Origin of the sequence: Acidaminococcus hominis (assembly GCF_022484025.1) — a bacterium.
GTDB lineage: Bacteria > Bacillota > Negativicutes > Acidaminococcales > Acidaminococcaceae > Acidaminococcus > Acidaminococcus hominis.
The window spans coordinates 1,984,994-1,998,947 of the sequence record NZ_JAKVMG010000001.1; the positions used below are offsets into that span (position 1 = coordinate 1,984,994).

Annotated in this window: 15 protein-coding genes, 1 tRNA gene and 1 riboswitch; of the genes, 6 read left to right on the top strand and 10 right to left on the bottom strand. The window is 55.4% G+C overall.

Annotated features, from left to right (window positions below; genetic code table 11):
- Positions 1-129 precede the first annotated feature (129 nt).
- Both LKE88_RS08895 and gltA read left to right on the top strand, forming a co-directional pair.
- Positions 130-984, top strand: a complete 855-nt coding sequence (locus LKE88_RS08895) for a sulfide/dihydroorotate dehydrogenase-like FAD/NAD-binding protein (RefSeq protein WP_118286813.1) — start codon at positions 130-132, stop codon at positions 982-984.
- Positions 977-2,374, top strand: a complete 1,398-nt coding sequence (gene gltA, locus LKE88_RS08900; RefSeq protein ID WP_105326557.1) for an NADPH-dependent glutamate synthase — start codon at positions 977-979, stop codon at positions 2,372-2,374. The genes LKE88_RS08895 and gltA overlap by 8 nt, the downstream gene beginning before the upstream one ends.
- An 85-nt stretch (positions 2,375-2,459) precedes the next feature.
- On the opposite strand, the gene LKE88_RS08905 is transcribed toward gltA, so the two are convergent.
- The 5 genes from LKE88_RS08905 to thiS are packed head-to-tail and all read right to left on the bottom strand — an operon-like array spanning position 2,460 to position 5,902.
- The gene (locus LKE88_RS08905; RefSeq protein WP_270441102.1) at positions 2,460-3,044 is read right to left on the bottom strand and encodes a thiamine phosphate synthase; all 585 of its coding nucleotides are present in this window, start codon (positions 3,042-3,044) and stop codon (positions 2,460-2,462) included.
- The gene (thiH, locus tag LKE88_RS08910) at positions 3,025-4,281 is read right to left on the bottom strand and encodes a 2-iminoacetate synthase ThiH (protein ID WP_276803406.1); all 1,257 of its coding nucleotides are present in this window, start codon (positions 4,279-4,281) and stop codon (positions 3,025-3,027) included. The genes LKE88_RS08905 and thiH overlap by 20 nt, the downstream gene beginning before the upstream one ends.
- Positions 4,281-5,060 (bottom strand): thiazole synthase, encoded by a 780-nt coding sequence (locus tag LKE88_RS08915; protein WP_105326560.1) that lies wholly within the window; start codon positions 5,058-5,060, stop codon positions 4,281-4,283. Before LKE88_RS08915 ends, thiH begins: the two co-directional genes overlap by 1 nt.
- Positions 5,047-5,709 (bottom strand): sulfur carrier protein ThiS adenylyltransferase ThiF, encoded by a 663-nt coding sequence (gene thiF, locus LKE88_RS08920; RefSeq protein WP_105326561.1) that lies wholly within the window; start codon positions 5,707-5,709, stop codon positions 5,047-5,049. Before thiF ends, LKE88_RS08915 begins: the two co-directional genes overlap by 14 nt.
- 1 nt (position 5,710) lies before the next feature.
- The gene (gene thiS / locus LKE88_RS08925) at positions 5,711-5,902 is read right to left on the bottom strand and encodes a sulfur carrier protein ThiS (protein WP_105326562.1); all 192 of its coding nucleotides are present in this window, start codon (positions 5,900-5,902) and stop codon (positions 5,711-5,713) included.
- Positions 5,903-5,970: 68 nt separating this feature from the next.
- A riboswitch (TPP riboswitch) is annotated at positions 5,971-6,089 on the bottom strand.
- Between the two features lie 172 nt (positions 6,090-6,261).
- On the opposite strand from thiS, the gene LKE88_RS08930 reads away from it, so the two are divergent.
- The 3 genes from LKE88_RS08930 to LKE88_RS08940 all read left to right on the top strand — a co-directional run bounded on the left by LKE88_RS08930 (position 6,262) and on the right by LKE88_RS08940 (position 7,101).
- Positions 6,262-6,337, top strand: a tRNA-Thr gene (locus LKE88_RS08930).
- A gap of 185 nt (positions 6,338-6,522) precedes the next feature.
- Positions 6,523-6,750 (top strand): helix-turn-helix domain-containing protein, encoded by a 228-nt coding sequence (locus LKE88_RS08935; RefSeq protein ID WP_105326563.1) that lies wholly within the window; start codon positions 6,523-6,525, stop codon positions 6,748-6,750.
- Between the two features lie 135 nt (positions 6,751-6,885).
- Complete coding sequence (locus LKE88_RS08940; protein WP_105326564.1) at positions 6,886-7,101, top strand: hypothetical protein; 216 nt, start codon at positions 6,886-6,888, stop codon at positions 7,099-7,101.
- 32 nt (positions 7,102-7,133) lie between these two features.
- Here LKE88_RS08940 and murI read toward each other — a convergent pair whose 3' ends face one another.
- The 4 genes from murI to LKE88_RS08960 all read right to left on the bottom strand — a co-directional run bounded on the left by murI (position 7,134) and on the right by LKE88_RS08960 (position 11,935).
- Entirely contained in the window at positions 7,134-7,928 is a 795-nt protein-coding gene (gene murI, locus LKE88_RS08945; RefSeq protein ID WP_105326565.1) for a glutamate racemase, read from the bottom strand.
- A gap of 221 nt (positions 7,929-8,149) precedes the next feature.
- Positions 8,150-8,905, bottom strand: coding sequence for a type I 3-dehydroquinate dehydratase (aroD, locus tag LKE88_RS08950; protein WP_105326566.1), 756 nt, complete (start codon positions 8,903-8,905; stop codon positions 8,150-8,152).
- Positions 8,906-9,171: 266 nt separating this feature from the next.
- Positions 9,172-10,608 carry an aldehyde dehydrogenase family protein gene (locus tag LKE88_RS08955; RefSeq protein WP_105326567.1) on the bottom strand — a complete coding sequence of 479 codons (1,437 nt, stop codon included), beginning with the start codon at positions 10,606-10,608 and terminating at the stop codon, positions 9,172-9,174.
- A 148-nt stretch (positions 10,609-10,756) separates the two neighbouring features.
- Positions 10,757-11,935, bottom strand: a complete 1,179-nt coding sequence (locus tag LKE88_RS08960; RefSeq protein ID WP_105326568.1) for a Gfo/Idh/MocA family protein — start codon at positions 11,933-11,935, stop codon at positions 10,757-10,759.
- A 128-nt stretch (positions 11,936-12,063) separates the two neighbouring features.
- Here LKE88_RS08960 and LKE88_RS08965 point away from each other — a divergent pair, with 128 nt between their 5' ends.
- Positions 12,064-12,963, top strand: a complete 900-nt coding sequence (locus LKE88_RS08965; protein WP_105326569.1) for a LysR family transcriptional regulator — start codon at positions 12,064-12,066, stop codon at positions 12,961-12,963.
- Here the strand turns inward: LKE88_RS08965 and LKE88_RS08970 are convergent, their stop codons facing one another.
- Complete coding sequence (locus tag LKE88_RS08970; protein WP_105326570.1) at positions 12,964-13,926, bottom strand: AEC family transporter; 963 nt, start codon at positions 13,924-13,926, stop codon at positions 12,964-12,966. It abuts the gene before it with no gap.
- Positions 13,927-13,954: the final 28 nt, after the last annotated feature.

Genomic DNA, 13,954 nt, shown 5'->3' on the forward strand with positions numbered 1-13,954 from the left:
AAATCTGTTTCAATCTTGCTTTTTAATTCAACATGCGGTATTCTTCAAAGAAAGGAAACAGGTTTCCGCCTGTTTCCTTTCTCATACCATACGCCGCGATGCGGCTCTCTAGATTAAGGATGTGAAACCATGCCTCGTAGATTTGAGATTGTAGAAAAGGAAGTACTGAACCCCAACATTACGCGGATTTCCATGTACGCTCCGTTGATTTCTGCCAAAGCCAAGGCTGGTCAGTTTGTAATCCTGCGTTCCAACGTGGATGCAGAACGGATTCCCCTGACCATCTCCTCTGCAGAAAACGGCTGCGTAGACGTGATTTACCAGAAAATCGGCGCCAGCACCATTGACCTGGACCAGCTAAACGTAGGCGACTGCCTGGCTGACCTGGCAGGCCCCCTGGGCAAACCCACCCCCGTGGAAGGCTATGGCCATGTGGCAGTAGTCGGCGGCGGCCTGGGCTGCGCCATTGCCCTGCCGGTAGCCCGTGCCCTGCACGAAGCCGGCAACAAGGTAGAGCTGATCAGCGGCTTCAAAACCAAAGATCTGGTAATCCTGGAAAAGGAAATGAAGGCAGCTTCCACCAACCTCTACATGTGCACGGATGATGGCACCTACGGCTACCACGGCTTTGTCACCAACAAGCTGGAAGAACTGATCAACAGCGGGGAAAAGCTGGACCATGTATTTGCCATTGGACCCCTGCCCATGATGAAGTTTACTTCCCTCTTGACGAAAAAATATAATATCCCCACCACGGTAAGCATGAGCCCCCTGATGATCGACGGCACCGGCATGTGCGGCTGCTGCCGGGTAACGGTGGACGGAAAACTGCGCTTTGCCTGCGTGGATGGCCCGGACTTTGACGGCCACAAGATTGATTATGATGAAGCCATTGCCCGGAACCGTTCCTATACGGAATTTGAATCTAAAGAGCGGGAAGAACATCTTTGCCGCCTGACGGGAGGAAAACGCCAACATGCCTAATCCGAATCTGAACCTGCAAGCTACCAAAACGCCCATGCCGGAACAGCCGGCGGACGTCCGCAAATGCAACTTCCTGGAAGTAGCGCTGGGCTACACGCCGGAACAAGCCATCAATGAAGCCCGCCGCTGCCTGCAATGCAACAATCCTGCCTGCGTAACCGGCTGCCCGGTAGGCATTCCCATTCCCCAATTCCTGGAAAAGACCGCTGAAGGCGACTTTGCCGCTGCCTACGAAATTCTGTCCGGGGCCAATGCCCTGCCGCGGATTTCTGGCCGGGTCTGCCCCCAGGAAAACCAATGCGAAGGCAAATGCGTCCGGGGCATCAAACAGGAATCTGTTTCCATCGGCCGGATTGAACGGTTTGTCTCCGACTGGGCTGCCCACAACAACGCAGAAAACACGGAAACCGCTCCCAAAAACGGCCACAAGGCCGCGGTCATCGGTTCCGGCCCTGCGGGCCTGACCTGCGCTGGGGAACTGGCCAAAAAAGGCTTTGACGTTACCGTTTTTGAAGCTTTCCATGTGCCCGGCGGCGTGCTGAGCTACGGCATTCCTGAATTCCGCCTGCCCAAAGCCATTGTGGCCCAGGAAGTGAATAAATTAAAGAAAATGGGCGTTACCATCGAAACCGATATGGTTATCGGCAAGGTACTGACCATTCCTGAACTGTTTGAACATGGGTTTGAAACCGTCTTCATTTCTTCCGGTGCCGGTCTGCCCCAATTCATGAAGATTCCCGGAGAAGGCCTGGTAGGCGTATATTCCGCCAACGAATACCTGACCCGGACCAACCTGATGAAGACCTATGATCCCCGGAGCAACACCCCCATCCTCCACAGCAAGCGTGCTGCCGTAGTCGGCGGCGGCAACGTGGCCATGGATGCGGCCCGGTGTGCCCGCCGGATGGGTGCGGACGTGCATGTACTGTACCGCCGGGGCGAGGCTGAACTGCCTGCCCGGCTGGAAGAAATCCATCACGCCAAGGAAGAAGGCATCCAGTTTGACTTCCTGACCGCTCCCCTGGTAATCCATGGAGACGACACCGGCCGTGTCTGCGCCGTAACCTGCCAGAAGATGCAGCTGGGCGAACCGGACGCTTCCGGCCGCCGCCGTCCTGTACCCATTGAGGGCAGCGAATACGACCTGCCGGTGGACATGGTAATCATGGCCATTGGTACGTCCCCCAACCCCATGAGCTACGAAGGCACCCCCGACCTGGAGCTGACCAAAAAAGGCTGCGTCCAGGCTGACGAGGAAACCGGTGCTACGTCCGTGCCCGGCCTGTACGCCGGCGGTGACGCTGCCACAGGTGCCGCTACCGTAATCCTGGCTATGGGTGCCGGCAAGAAAGCTGCCGCCCATATGGCCGAATACATGCTGAACAAATAAGGGACTTGCCCCTGAACGCAAGACAAAACCACACACACGCAAACGAGGCTGGAAAAATGAATGTTCATTTTTCCAGCCTCGTTTTTTATTTTTCCGGCAGCTGCGCAAAAGCTCCCATACCCCAGGCTCCGGCAGCCCCGGCAGCAGCAAGCTCCGGGAGCTTTTCCCGGGTAACGCCTCCGATAGCCCAGACGGGCACCGGGGAGCGGCGGCATACCTCCTGGAGCAGCGTCACCCCTCTGGGGGCCAAATTTGGCTTACAGGCGGTGGTATAGATATGACCCAACGTCACCCTTGCGGTACCTAGTTTCGCCGCTGTAAGGACGTCTTTCAGGCTATGGCAGGAGGCTCCCAGGGGCGGCAGGGCGGCCCGTTCCTCCGGCCTAAGGCGCTCCAACACCGGAAGCGGCAGGTGCAGGCCCTCGGGGCGCAGTTCCCGGGCCGCTTCCGGGTAAAAATGCAGAATGCAGGGCACCCCGGCCCGGCGGCACAGGGAGAGGACCTGCCGGGCCAGCTGCCGATAAACCTCTGGATTTAAATCCTTTTCCCGAAGCAGCAGGGCCGCAGGCCGCTGGGCCAAAATCCCTTCCACCTGTTCCAGCAGGGGAACCTGGTACAGCTGGCGGTGGGTGACGCAGCCAAAGGGCAGGCTACACGTAAAGGTAGTCATTGCGCACCGGCTGGAGGCCTTCCCGGTCCAGATCCTCCGTCATGGCCCGGAGGCTCCGGCCGTCCTGGATTTCAAACTGTTCGTCCCCTTCGGACCCGCTCTGCTCTCCAGTATACTTTTCCTCGTGGTCCCCGATGCCCGTGGACACCCCAGCGGAGACCTTGGTGGCCGCAATGCGCACAATGCCGTTGCGAAAGGCCGCGGATTCCCGGCTGGAAACGGTAATTCCTGCAAAGGGCAGGAACAGCCGGTAGGCGCAGAGAATCTGGCACAGCTGGCGCTCCCCTACGTCCTGGGGGTTGATGGAGGCGTTGTTGATAATGGGCCGCAGCCGGGGGCAGGACAGGCTCATTTCCGCCCAGGGATACTTCCGCTGGAGGTAATACACGTGAAGGGCTGTGGCCAGGGCGTCCTTGCGGAAATTGGACAGCCCCAAAAGGGCTGAAAAGCCCACCCCCCGCATGCCGCCCCTAAGGGCCCGTTCCTGGGAATCAAACCGGTAGGGCCATACCCGTTTGTGCCCCAAGAGATGCAGGGTTTCGTATTTTTTCAGATCGTAGGTCTCCTGGAATACGGTGACCGAATCCGCCCCGCAGACATGGAGATACCGATACTCGTCGGTGTTCATGGGGTAGACCTCCAGACCCACGTTCTTGAAGTACTTGGCGGCCAGCTTGCAGGCCTCCCCGATATACTCCACGCTGCTTTTGGCCCGGCTTTCCCCGGTAAGCAGCAGGATTTCCTCCATGCCGCTTTGGGCGATTACCTGCATTTCCTGCTCCATCCGCTCCCCGGTGAGCTGGAGCCGGTGGATGGGATTGTAGCAGTTGAAGCCGCAGTAGATGCAGTAGTTTTCGCAGTAGTTGGCCAGATACAGGGGTGTGAACAGATACACCGTGTTGCCAAAATGCCGGCTGGTAACTGCCCGGGCCTTTTGGGCCAGTTCTTCCAGGAAGGGCTCCGCCGCCGGGCTGAGCAGCGCCTTCAGGTCCTCCACGGTCACCCGCTCATGGCACAGGGCCCGGCGCACGTCCACCGCCGTATAGGCGCTGGGGTCATAGGACTCCATTTGGCTGATAACCTTTTCCCGAACCTCCGACTGGAGCTGCTCCATGCCGGGCAGGTATTCCATCGGGTCCTTCCGGCAGGAAGGGTCGTTTTCCAGTTGGTGTTTCCGTTTCAGGGCAGCCGGGGTTAGATTCTTGCCGTCCACCAAAAATTGATTTTCTTCTTCCATCAGGCATCCTCCCGCAAAAAGCCAGTCAAGGGATCGCTGGAGGCGGCGCCCCGGCTGAGCACCCGTCCCAGGCCGGACAGATACGCTTTCCTACCGGCTTCCACCGCGCTGCGGAAGGCCTGGGCCATGAGAGGTAAATCCCCGGCAGTGGCCAGGGCGGTATTTACCATTACCGCAGCGGCCCCCATTTCCAGGGCTTCACAGGCCTGGGAAGGCCGGCCAATGCCCGCGTCCACAATGATGGGCAGGTCAATTTCGTCCAGGAGGATCTGGATAAAGTCCCGGGCGGACAGGCCCCGGTTGGAGCCAATGGGCGCAGCCAGAGGCATAACAGCCGCAGCCCCGGCACTGACAAGGTCCCGGGCCGCATTCAGGTCCGGGAACATATAGGGCAGCACCACAAAGCCGTCCTGGGCCAGAAGTTCCGTGGCCTTGATGGTTTCCTGGTTGTCCGGCAGCAGGTACCGGCTGTCCCGCATGATTTCAATTTTCACGAAGTTCCCGCAGCCCAGTTCCCGGGCCAGTTTGGCAATGCGCACCGCCTCCTGGGCATTCCGGGCGCCGGAGGTATTGGGCAGCAGGGTTACGTCTTGGGGAATGTACTGAAGGATATTGTCCTGTCCAGTGGTATTGGTCCGGCGGACCGCCAGGGTAATCATTTCGGCACCGGCGTCCTGAATGGCCGTTTGAATTAACGGCAGGGAATATTTCCCCGAGCCCAGAATAAAGCGGGAATGGAAGATTTTGCCTCCCAGCTGCCAAGTATCATTTGCGTTCATAGTATTCATCCTTTCCAATTTTTTCTGTTTCTCCAGCTAGCAGCTGAAGCACCGTAAGGGCCTCCTGGGCCGCACACAAATTGACCCGGGCCCCGTAGAGCCCGTCTCCGTCCCGGATATCCGCCGTCCTGTCCCCGCACAGGTAAAAATGAGGGGACAGTTTGCGCACCCGGACCCGGTTGCCGGAGGAAAAGCCGGCCATACCGGAGGCGGCCACCAGCACCGCCTGGGGAAAGCACTCCCGGACCGTATTGCACAAAAGTGCCTTTTCCCGGGGCCCGTCAAAGGCTTCTACAATCAAGTCATAGCCGGCCAGCTCCTGGGGGATATTTTCCGCCGTCAGCCGCAGGATCCGGGGCACCAACTCTGCGTAGGGGGTAATCCGCCGCAGGCTCGCCACCAGGGCCTCCGCCTTGTACTGGCCCAGCTGGTCCATAAAATACAGCTGCCGGTTGAGATTGGTGGCTTCCACCCGGTCGTCGTCCACCAGCCGTAGGTGTCCTACCCCAGCCCGGACCAAAAGCTCCGCTACCCGGGAGCCTAGGCCCCCCAGCCCGCAAATGGCCACCCGGCCCTGGCGGAATTTGGCCTGACGCGCCGCTCCGTGGCGGCTTTCCAGGGCGTCAAACCATTCTTTTTGGCTGAGCATCTCAGCCCCCGCCTACAAACGACACGATCTCTAGCACGTCTTCCGGCTGGAGCAGCACCGAGGCATACTGGCTTTTGGGCACAATGTCCCCGTTTCGTTCCACGGCTACGTTGCCCAGGTCGATCTGCCGCTCCCGAAGGTACGCCAGCAGGGTCCGGCCCTCAGCCTTTTCTTCTTTTCCATTGATTCGCATTTCCAAGGCCTCCTTGTTTTGGGACAACAAAAAAGAGAAGCCACCTGAATCCGGGTAACTTCTCTTGCCGTTTTGCTCGTTTGCATCCCTACGTTGGCATTATCCAAATCAGGTTCACGGGTCGAAGGGCCTACCTTCCTCTCAGCCTGTCCGGCATTTCTGCCTGCAAGCTCCCCTACCCTGCGGTTTTCACCGCCGGCTTCTCTATTCTGTTTGCTTTTGATTATACCGCTATTTTCTGGAAATTGCAAAAAACAGGTTAACTTTATACGCTCCCAAAATCTTCCGTTTGCCGCCCGAAAAATACAGATCAGGCCTTGAAAAAAAGCGGAAAACATGGTAAAATACTCTCCATGAATGCTACTGTAGCTCAGTTGGTAGAGCATCTCATTCGTAATGAGAGGGTCGTAGGTTCGAATCCTATCAGTAGCTCCATTTTTTTACCCTTTTTTGGACCTGCCGGGTTTCCGGTCTCCCCAGGGAGACGGAGACCTGTTTTTTTATGCCCCAAAACGGCTCTTTTCTGGGAGGATTTCGCCCCACCCTTCCTGCTATACTGAAAGTATGGAAAAACGCAGGATTGCCCCCTGCCCTGGCAGGAGGCAGCAAAGGAGGAGCCTATGGATATTACAGAGATCATCAAGGAAAAATTGGCAGACCGCAGCCTGCACCAGCGGGACCTGGCGGAACGGACGGGCATCCGGAAGGACTCCCTGTCCCTGTACGTGAACCGGAAGCGGGAGCCCAATCTGGAAACCCTGCTGCGGATTTTGGAGGGGCTGCATTGCAGCCTGGAGGTCCGGGATGAGGAAACCGGGGAAACCTACCAGGTGGCCGCCGGGGATTAATTTCCCCAAACACTTACCTGGGAGGATTTCACCCCACCCTCCCTGCTATACTGAAAGTAAGGGAAGCTGTAGGGCCTGGCTAAAGCCGGATTGGGGAATCCGGGGCGCCGGGCCCACCAGAAAGGATGGATGCCTATGGAAGATTGGGAAGAAGATAAATACCTCAAGAAAAAACGCCTGTCGGTGCGCATGGAGGAGGAGCCCCTCCGGCGGTTTGGGGAGCTCTGCCGGCAGCAGGGCACTACCCCCAGCCACGTGATCCGGGATTTCATCTTCCGGTTTATTGCCCGGAACTCAAAAACCCCCAGGCAGGGGAACGCTTCTGGGGAAAGCAAAAAACAGGATGTGTGACCACCAGGGTCATACATCCTGTTTTTGCTTTATCATAATTGAATCAGCTTGAAGACGCAGCCGTTTGTGTCCATGACCCGCTGGGCCAGCCGCTGGCCCCGTTCCACATCGGCGGTAAAGCAGATTTCCGTTTCCCCGATGCCTTCCGTCTGGGCCAGTCCCCGGGCCGCCAGGTCCTCGATGGCATCCTGGGTGGTCCGCTCTGCCGGGTCCAGAATGGTCACCTGGGATCCCAGGGCCTTTTGCAGCTCTTCCCGGACGAAGGGATAATGGGTGCAGGCCAGGAGCACCGTATCCACGTCATGGGCCTTCAGGTCGTCGGCATATTCCTGTACGGCGCTGGCCAGTTCCGGAGTGCCAAATTTCTCCCCTTCAATCAGGGGCACAAATTTAGGGCAGCCCTGCCCAAACACCTGGATTTCCGGGTCCATGGCCTGGATTTCCCGTTTATGGGCCCCGGTGGACACCGTAAAGTCCGTGGCCACAAAGCCCACCCGTTTGTTCTTGGTTACGCCTTTCACCATCCGGGCGCCTTTGGCCATACCGATAACGGAAAAGTCATACCCGTTTTGGATCACGTCCTTACCCAGCACCGTAATGGTGTTGCAGGCCACCACCAGCTGCTTGATGTGCCGTTTGTCCAGGTAGGCGGTCATATCCCCTACAAATTCAATGATCTGTTCCCGGGACCGGTTGCCATAGGGCGTCCGTGCCGTATCCCCGATAAAGATAAAATCCTCGTGGGGCATTTTTGCCCGGAGCCATTTCAGCACCGTCAAGCCCCCTACTCCTGAATCGATTACGCCAATGGGTTGTTTCTTATCCATCTGTATGCCCCCTCTTTAGACTGCCGCGCCGGCAGGTTCGTTCACCTTCTATTATACCGCAAAACAATCCTGTATTTACAAAAAATTCAGCAGCGGTCCAAAAGACCGCTGCCAGTTGTTGCAAAGCTGGGTGCTGAAGGAAAAATAAACGGACAAATTTCTCCGTTTTCCCCTTTAGCCCATAAAAAAACAGGTGCAGTTCTCACCACACCTGTACGCTTTTAGGCCAGGCTCTTTAAGAATATGGACAGGCCGTTGGCTGGCAGCTGTCCCGGTGCCGAAGCTTTGCCGGCAGTGCCGAAGGTAATGCAGGAACCGAAGGCTTCGCCGCAGATCCTGCTGATGACGCCCTTGTGCCCCATGGACATGGTAATCACCGGCGTTTCATCGTGTTCTTCCTTCATGGTCAGGGTGGCATCCAACAGGGTCAGCACATCCCGTTCCGACTGGGGCATCACGGCGAATTTGGCAATGTCACAGCCCAGGTCCTGCATCTTGCACAGGTTCCGGACGATGATGTCCTTGTCCGGGGTACTCTTGAAATTGTGCCGGGAGCCAACCACCTTGACGCCGGCTTCGTGGGCCGCCTCTACAATGGTCTTCATGGCTTTTTCGCCCCGGGACAGTTCCACGTCCACCAGATCAATCAGGCCGCTGTCAATAACCGCCAGGAGCAGATCCACATAGTCCTGGGTATCGATTTCCATCATGCCGCCTTCTACGTCCGTGCGGACGGTGAAGAGCAGCGGCAGGTTCCACAACTGGTCCCGGAACAGGGTCATGGGTTTAATCCGAACTTCCGGATCCGTTACATTGTTGAAGAAATCTGCTCTCCATTCAATCAGGTCACAGGGGGAATTCATGATTAGATTCACGGATTTCCGCACCCCTGCGTAATCGCTGTCCGAAATGGGGATGGCAATCTTGGGCATTCCTTCGCCGATACGTACATTCTTTACCTTTACTACTTCGCTCATTTGGCTTACCTCTTTCCATGCTACTATCCTACTGGTTTGCTATAAGTGACTAAAAGTATACCACCCAAAGTTACTGCTGTCAAACATTCTTGCCACAAATTTTAAATTTTTGTAAACAATTGCACCATTTATTACAGGTTAACTTTTCCTGTAAAGAAAGAAGGATGCGCGGCCATTAGAGGGGAAAAGCCGCACATCCTTCTTATCTATAAGAGGATTCAATATGAGTAATTCGCAAATGGTGCCAAGAAAATGGTCAAGCTGGATTATTCTTCGTCCATGCCCGGTTTGAAGAAGTCACCGAACAGTTCTTCGTTGGAAGGCATATCGTATTCCAGAGGACGGGATACCCAAGTGGTGTTCATGTAATGTTTCAGGGAGATGTTCTCGGAAACAATGTTGCCGCCCCAGGTGCCGCAGCCCATGGAAGAGGTCGGAGGCATGCCGTTCCAAGCGGAACCAGAGTTGCCTCTGTTGTTAGGTTGACGAACCATGATACGGGAAACAGGAGCTGCTTTGCCCAGACGATCGATATGGTCATCATCGAAGGAGTAGATGCCGCAGGAGTGGCCTTTGCCGCCTACTTCGAAGATAGCTCTCATCATATCCAGAGCGTTTTCGAATTCGCCTTTGTATTTGAACAGGGTCAGCAGGGTGGTCAGTTTTTCGCTGGAGAAGAAGAATTGTTTGCCGATATGTTCGATGCCGCCGCCAGTTACAGCGATGAATTTACGGTCAGCAGGGATGGTGAAGCCAGCAGCTTCAGCCAGGGCTTGCGGGCTAACGGCAACGGTGTCAGGCAGACGGTGGCCGGTTTCATCCCACATAACCTTTTTAATCTTTTCAGCTTCTTCTTCGTTGGCCAGGTAAGCGCCTTCTTCAACCAGGGCTTTTACGAAGCCATCGTAAACTTCTTCAGAAATAACCAGGTTGCCGTCGCAGGAGCAGCCAGAACCAAAGTCGGAAGTCTTGGAAATCCGGGTGTTGGCAGCAGCTTCTTTTTGACGTTCCGGAGTGTTGCAGGTGTTATCAATGATAACGGTAGCGTTGCCGGCGCCAGAACCATAGGCAGGAACGCCCTGGCTGTAAGCAGCCTTAACCATGGGCCGTCCGCCGGTAGCGATGATCAGGTCAGCCCGTTTCATCAGTTCGGAAGACAGGGCAATGCTGGGTTTTTCAACGCCTTGGATGATGTCGGCAGGAGCGCCTTCACGAACCAGGGTGTCACGGATCAGGTTGATGGTCTTGTTGGTGATGTTCTTAGCTCTGGGATGCGGAGAGAAGACAACAGTGTCTCTGCATTTGATAGCAAACAGAATCTGGCCAGCAGGAGTCAGGCAGGGGTTGGTGGTCGGAACCAGGGAAACGATTACGCCAACGGGTTTTGCATATTTCACAATGCCTTTTTCAGGAATGGTTTCTACTACACCGATGCTGGGGTTGCGCAGGCAATCTCTCAGGATCAATTTGATTTTGTTTCTCTTGTTTCTCTTGGAGACTTTGTCGCCCAGACGGGTTTCGTCAACGGCTTCGTCGCAGATCTTGCCCCAAACCTTCAGGTCGCATACAGCGGCTGCTACAGCTTGGCACAGTCTATCAATACGTTTTTGATCATAGGTTTCCAGAATCTTTTGTGCTGCATGAGCACGGGCAATTTTCTCTTCACAGACAGCAATTTCTTCGGGAGTTACTTCTCTTGCCATTATTATCTCTCCTTTGCATTCTTCACACGGAATCTTCTAATTATTCCGTTTCGTTAAGTTCATTATACTTTGAATTGACTGATTAATCTAATACAAGATTTATTGCTTTATGATAGAGTCTTTCTATAGTTTTATTTATAGATACAATCTATAAATCGACTCTTTTCCCTGATTCTGCCGATAGGTACGCAGCATAGATTACTTTCATGGTTTCACGGGCTACGGCAAAATCTTCCGACGTATCCCAATCATAGGCCACTGCCTTCAGGAATCGGGTCAGTTCATCGGCGTAGCCCCGGATCACTTCATCGCTGACAAAGGCCTTGTTCCAGCCAATGGCCTGGGGCAGCATTTCGCTGATGTACACGTCCTGCATCCCATCCTGGTCCAGGAAATACGTATTCATCAGATCCGTAGGCGTCAGGTTGCAGACAAGGGCCGCATCGTTGGCGTAAACCTCAATATAGTTTTTGGTGCCCCCCAGCACCGTATCGCTGGCAATGGTCAGGCATTTGGTACCATCGGAGAAGATCACCGTTACAGCGGCGTAATCCTCCACGTCCAGGGGATTGGCCCGGATGTGCCGGTGCTCATAGGCATTCAGGCAGCGGGTGGTTTGACCCACATCGGCAGAAACGCTTTGGACCGTAATGGTTTCGCCCCGGGCGGCTGCCTCCTGCTGCTTGAGCCATAGCATGCCGCTTAAGGGGTGGGTACCGGTACGGATCAGGGTGCCGCCGCCCACCTTGCTCCACTGGCTGGACAAGGCGGAGCTGGAGCCGCTCAGGCTCTCCTCCCCTTTCATAAAGAGGATTTTGGACTTTTTGGCCCGGACCACCTCTGCGGCCTTCCGGACGGCCGGGGCATAGAGGAAGTTTTCCGCGTACATGAATTTCCGGTCCGACTGCCGGAGCACCTGCCCCAATTTCTCCATTTCGGCCAGCACCTGCTCATACATGACCTGTTTGGGGGTATCCCCCACCCGTTCTTCCCCAGGCTTGCCAAAATACCCGGTCAGGGGCTTTTCGCAGATGACGTGCTTGCCGGCCTGAATGGCCTGAATGGCCATGGGAATGTGCAGCAGAGGCGGCGTTACAATATCCACCACAGTGATTTCCGGATCCTCCAGCATTTTTTCGTAGGAAGTTTCCACCTGTTCGTAGCCAAATTCTGCCTGGACCTTTAGGGCCAGCTCCGGCACAGTATCACAGATGGTCTTTAGCCGGAAGGGTACGCCCCCGGACTTTTTATATCCATTGCCGTGAAGCCGGGCAGCATACCCCGCTCCTACGGTGCCAATGACCACAGGCTGCAATTCTTTTTCCATACTTCCATCTCTTTTTGGGGCCGGCAAGCGGCCCGATTGATAGAAAACACTGTTATTTTTCCATAGAAAGCTTCTATAATTTTTTCCTTTCCCATGATACAATGAAGAAGTATCACAGGAGGTATCCCATGACATTACTGCAATTGCTTTACTTTGACACCCTGGCCCGGGTACTTCACTATACCCGCGCAGCCCAAGAGCTCCATATTTCCCAGCCCAGCCTTTCCTACGCCATCAATGAACTGGAAAAGGAACTGGACGTTCAGCTTTTTGTCCGGGAAAAGCGTCATATTACCCTGACCCCCTACGGCCAGCGCTTTCTGCCCTATGTGCAGAAGGCCCTCCAGTCCCTGGACCAGGGAAAAACCACCCTAAAAGAAATGAAGGGGGAAGCGGAATACGTGGTCCGTTTGGGCTACTTCCATTCCATTTCCTCCTCCCTGATTCCTTCCATGATGGAGTCCTTTTACCAGGACCTGTCCCACCGGCAGACGCATTTTCAATTTTCAGAAGGTACATCCTACCAGATCTATTCCCAGGTCAAGGAAGGGAAACTGGATCTGGGCTTTTCCACCCACCGGGGGCCGGGGGTGGATTCCCAGCTGATTTTAAAACAGCCCCTGTACCTGGTGGTTCCCTTGGAGCATCCCCTGGCCAAACGGTCCTACGTAACTTTTGAGGATTTTGCCAAGGAGCCCATCATCAGCCTGGACAAAGGCAGCAACCTGCGGGACCAGCTGGACCGGGCCTACAGCCGACACCAGATTGTTCCCAAGATTGTCTTTGAGGTCCAGGAGTGCAACGCAGCCCTTCAGTACATCGACCTGAAATTCGGCCTGGGCATCCTGCCGGAAATTCCCGGCATCAAAACCGCCCGGGTGGTGGCCCTGCCCATTGCGGAGCAGAACACGGACTTTATCCGGAACGTGTACCTGGTGTGGAACAATACCCGTCCCCTTACCCCGGCGACCACCCTGGCCCGGGACTTTATCCTGGAAAACTACGGTTTCCGGGGCAGTGCCGAATGATTACAGCTGCCCGCCGTAACTGATGTACAGGTAGAACAGCGGAAACGCCACCAGCACGTAGACTACGGTCGTCTCCAGAAACGAAGCCACCGACAGGTCCACGTCCAGCCCAAACAACTGGGCGGTGATTACCGAGTTGATGGCGGTGGGAGTAGCCGCTGCGATAAGGATGGTCCCCAACAGCCGCTGGTCGTGAATAAAGGGCCGGGCAATCAGGTACACCACCAGGGGCACAATAAGAAAACGCAGGGGCAGGATGCTCAGCACCTTCTTGTAGTACTTGGAGGCCTTGCTGAAATCAATGGTGTAGCCCACCGGGGTAAAGGCGATCCAAGCCTGGATGTGCACCAGACAGTGGAAGAAATTGGCCACCACCGGCGGCCGTTCCACCCCTGCCAGCTGCAGGCCCAGGCCAATGAGCATCCCCAATACCCCCAGCTGCTTTTTCGTAAAGAACATATCTTTGATGCTGATCTCCCAATGGAGTCCCGCTGCGGACTCCAATTTTTTTGCGTAATAATACTGGGCCAATGGGAAGGCCAGAATCACCATCAGCACATTCTGGGGCACGGCAAACAGCTGCACATAGGCAAAGCTGATTTCCCCGTAGGCAATGAAAGCGCAGATACCCCCAAGGGTTCCAATATTGGACAGCATGGCGGAGACAGCAAAAGACCCCTTTTCCAAGGGGTCAGAAAGTGACCGCCCAAAAACAAACACGGCAAGCCCTACGGAGAGTAGGGCCATCACCACGCTTAAAATAGGCAGCAAAATGAAAGAACGGGAAATGGGCAGGATCCAGAAGCTCATCAGGTTCATCACCGTGATCAGCGCCACTACGTTAAACAGCATCAGAGCATTGCACGCTTTCTGAGACATCCACCCTTTCTTCCGCAGGATATACCCTGTGGCCAGGGGGCAGAAAATATCAAAAATAACGGTTAGGATCTGTACACTGTTCATGGCATGGCCTCCGCATCGCCCATTCCCG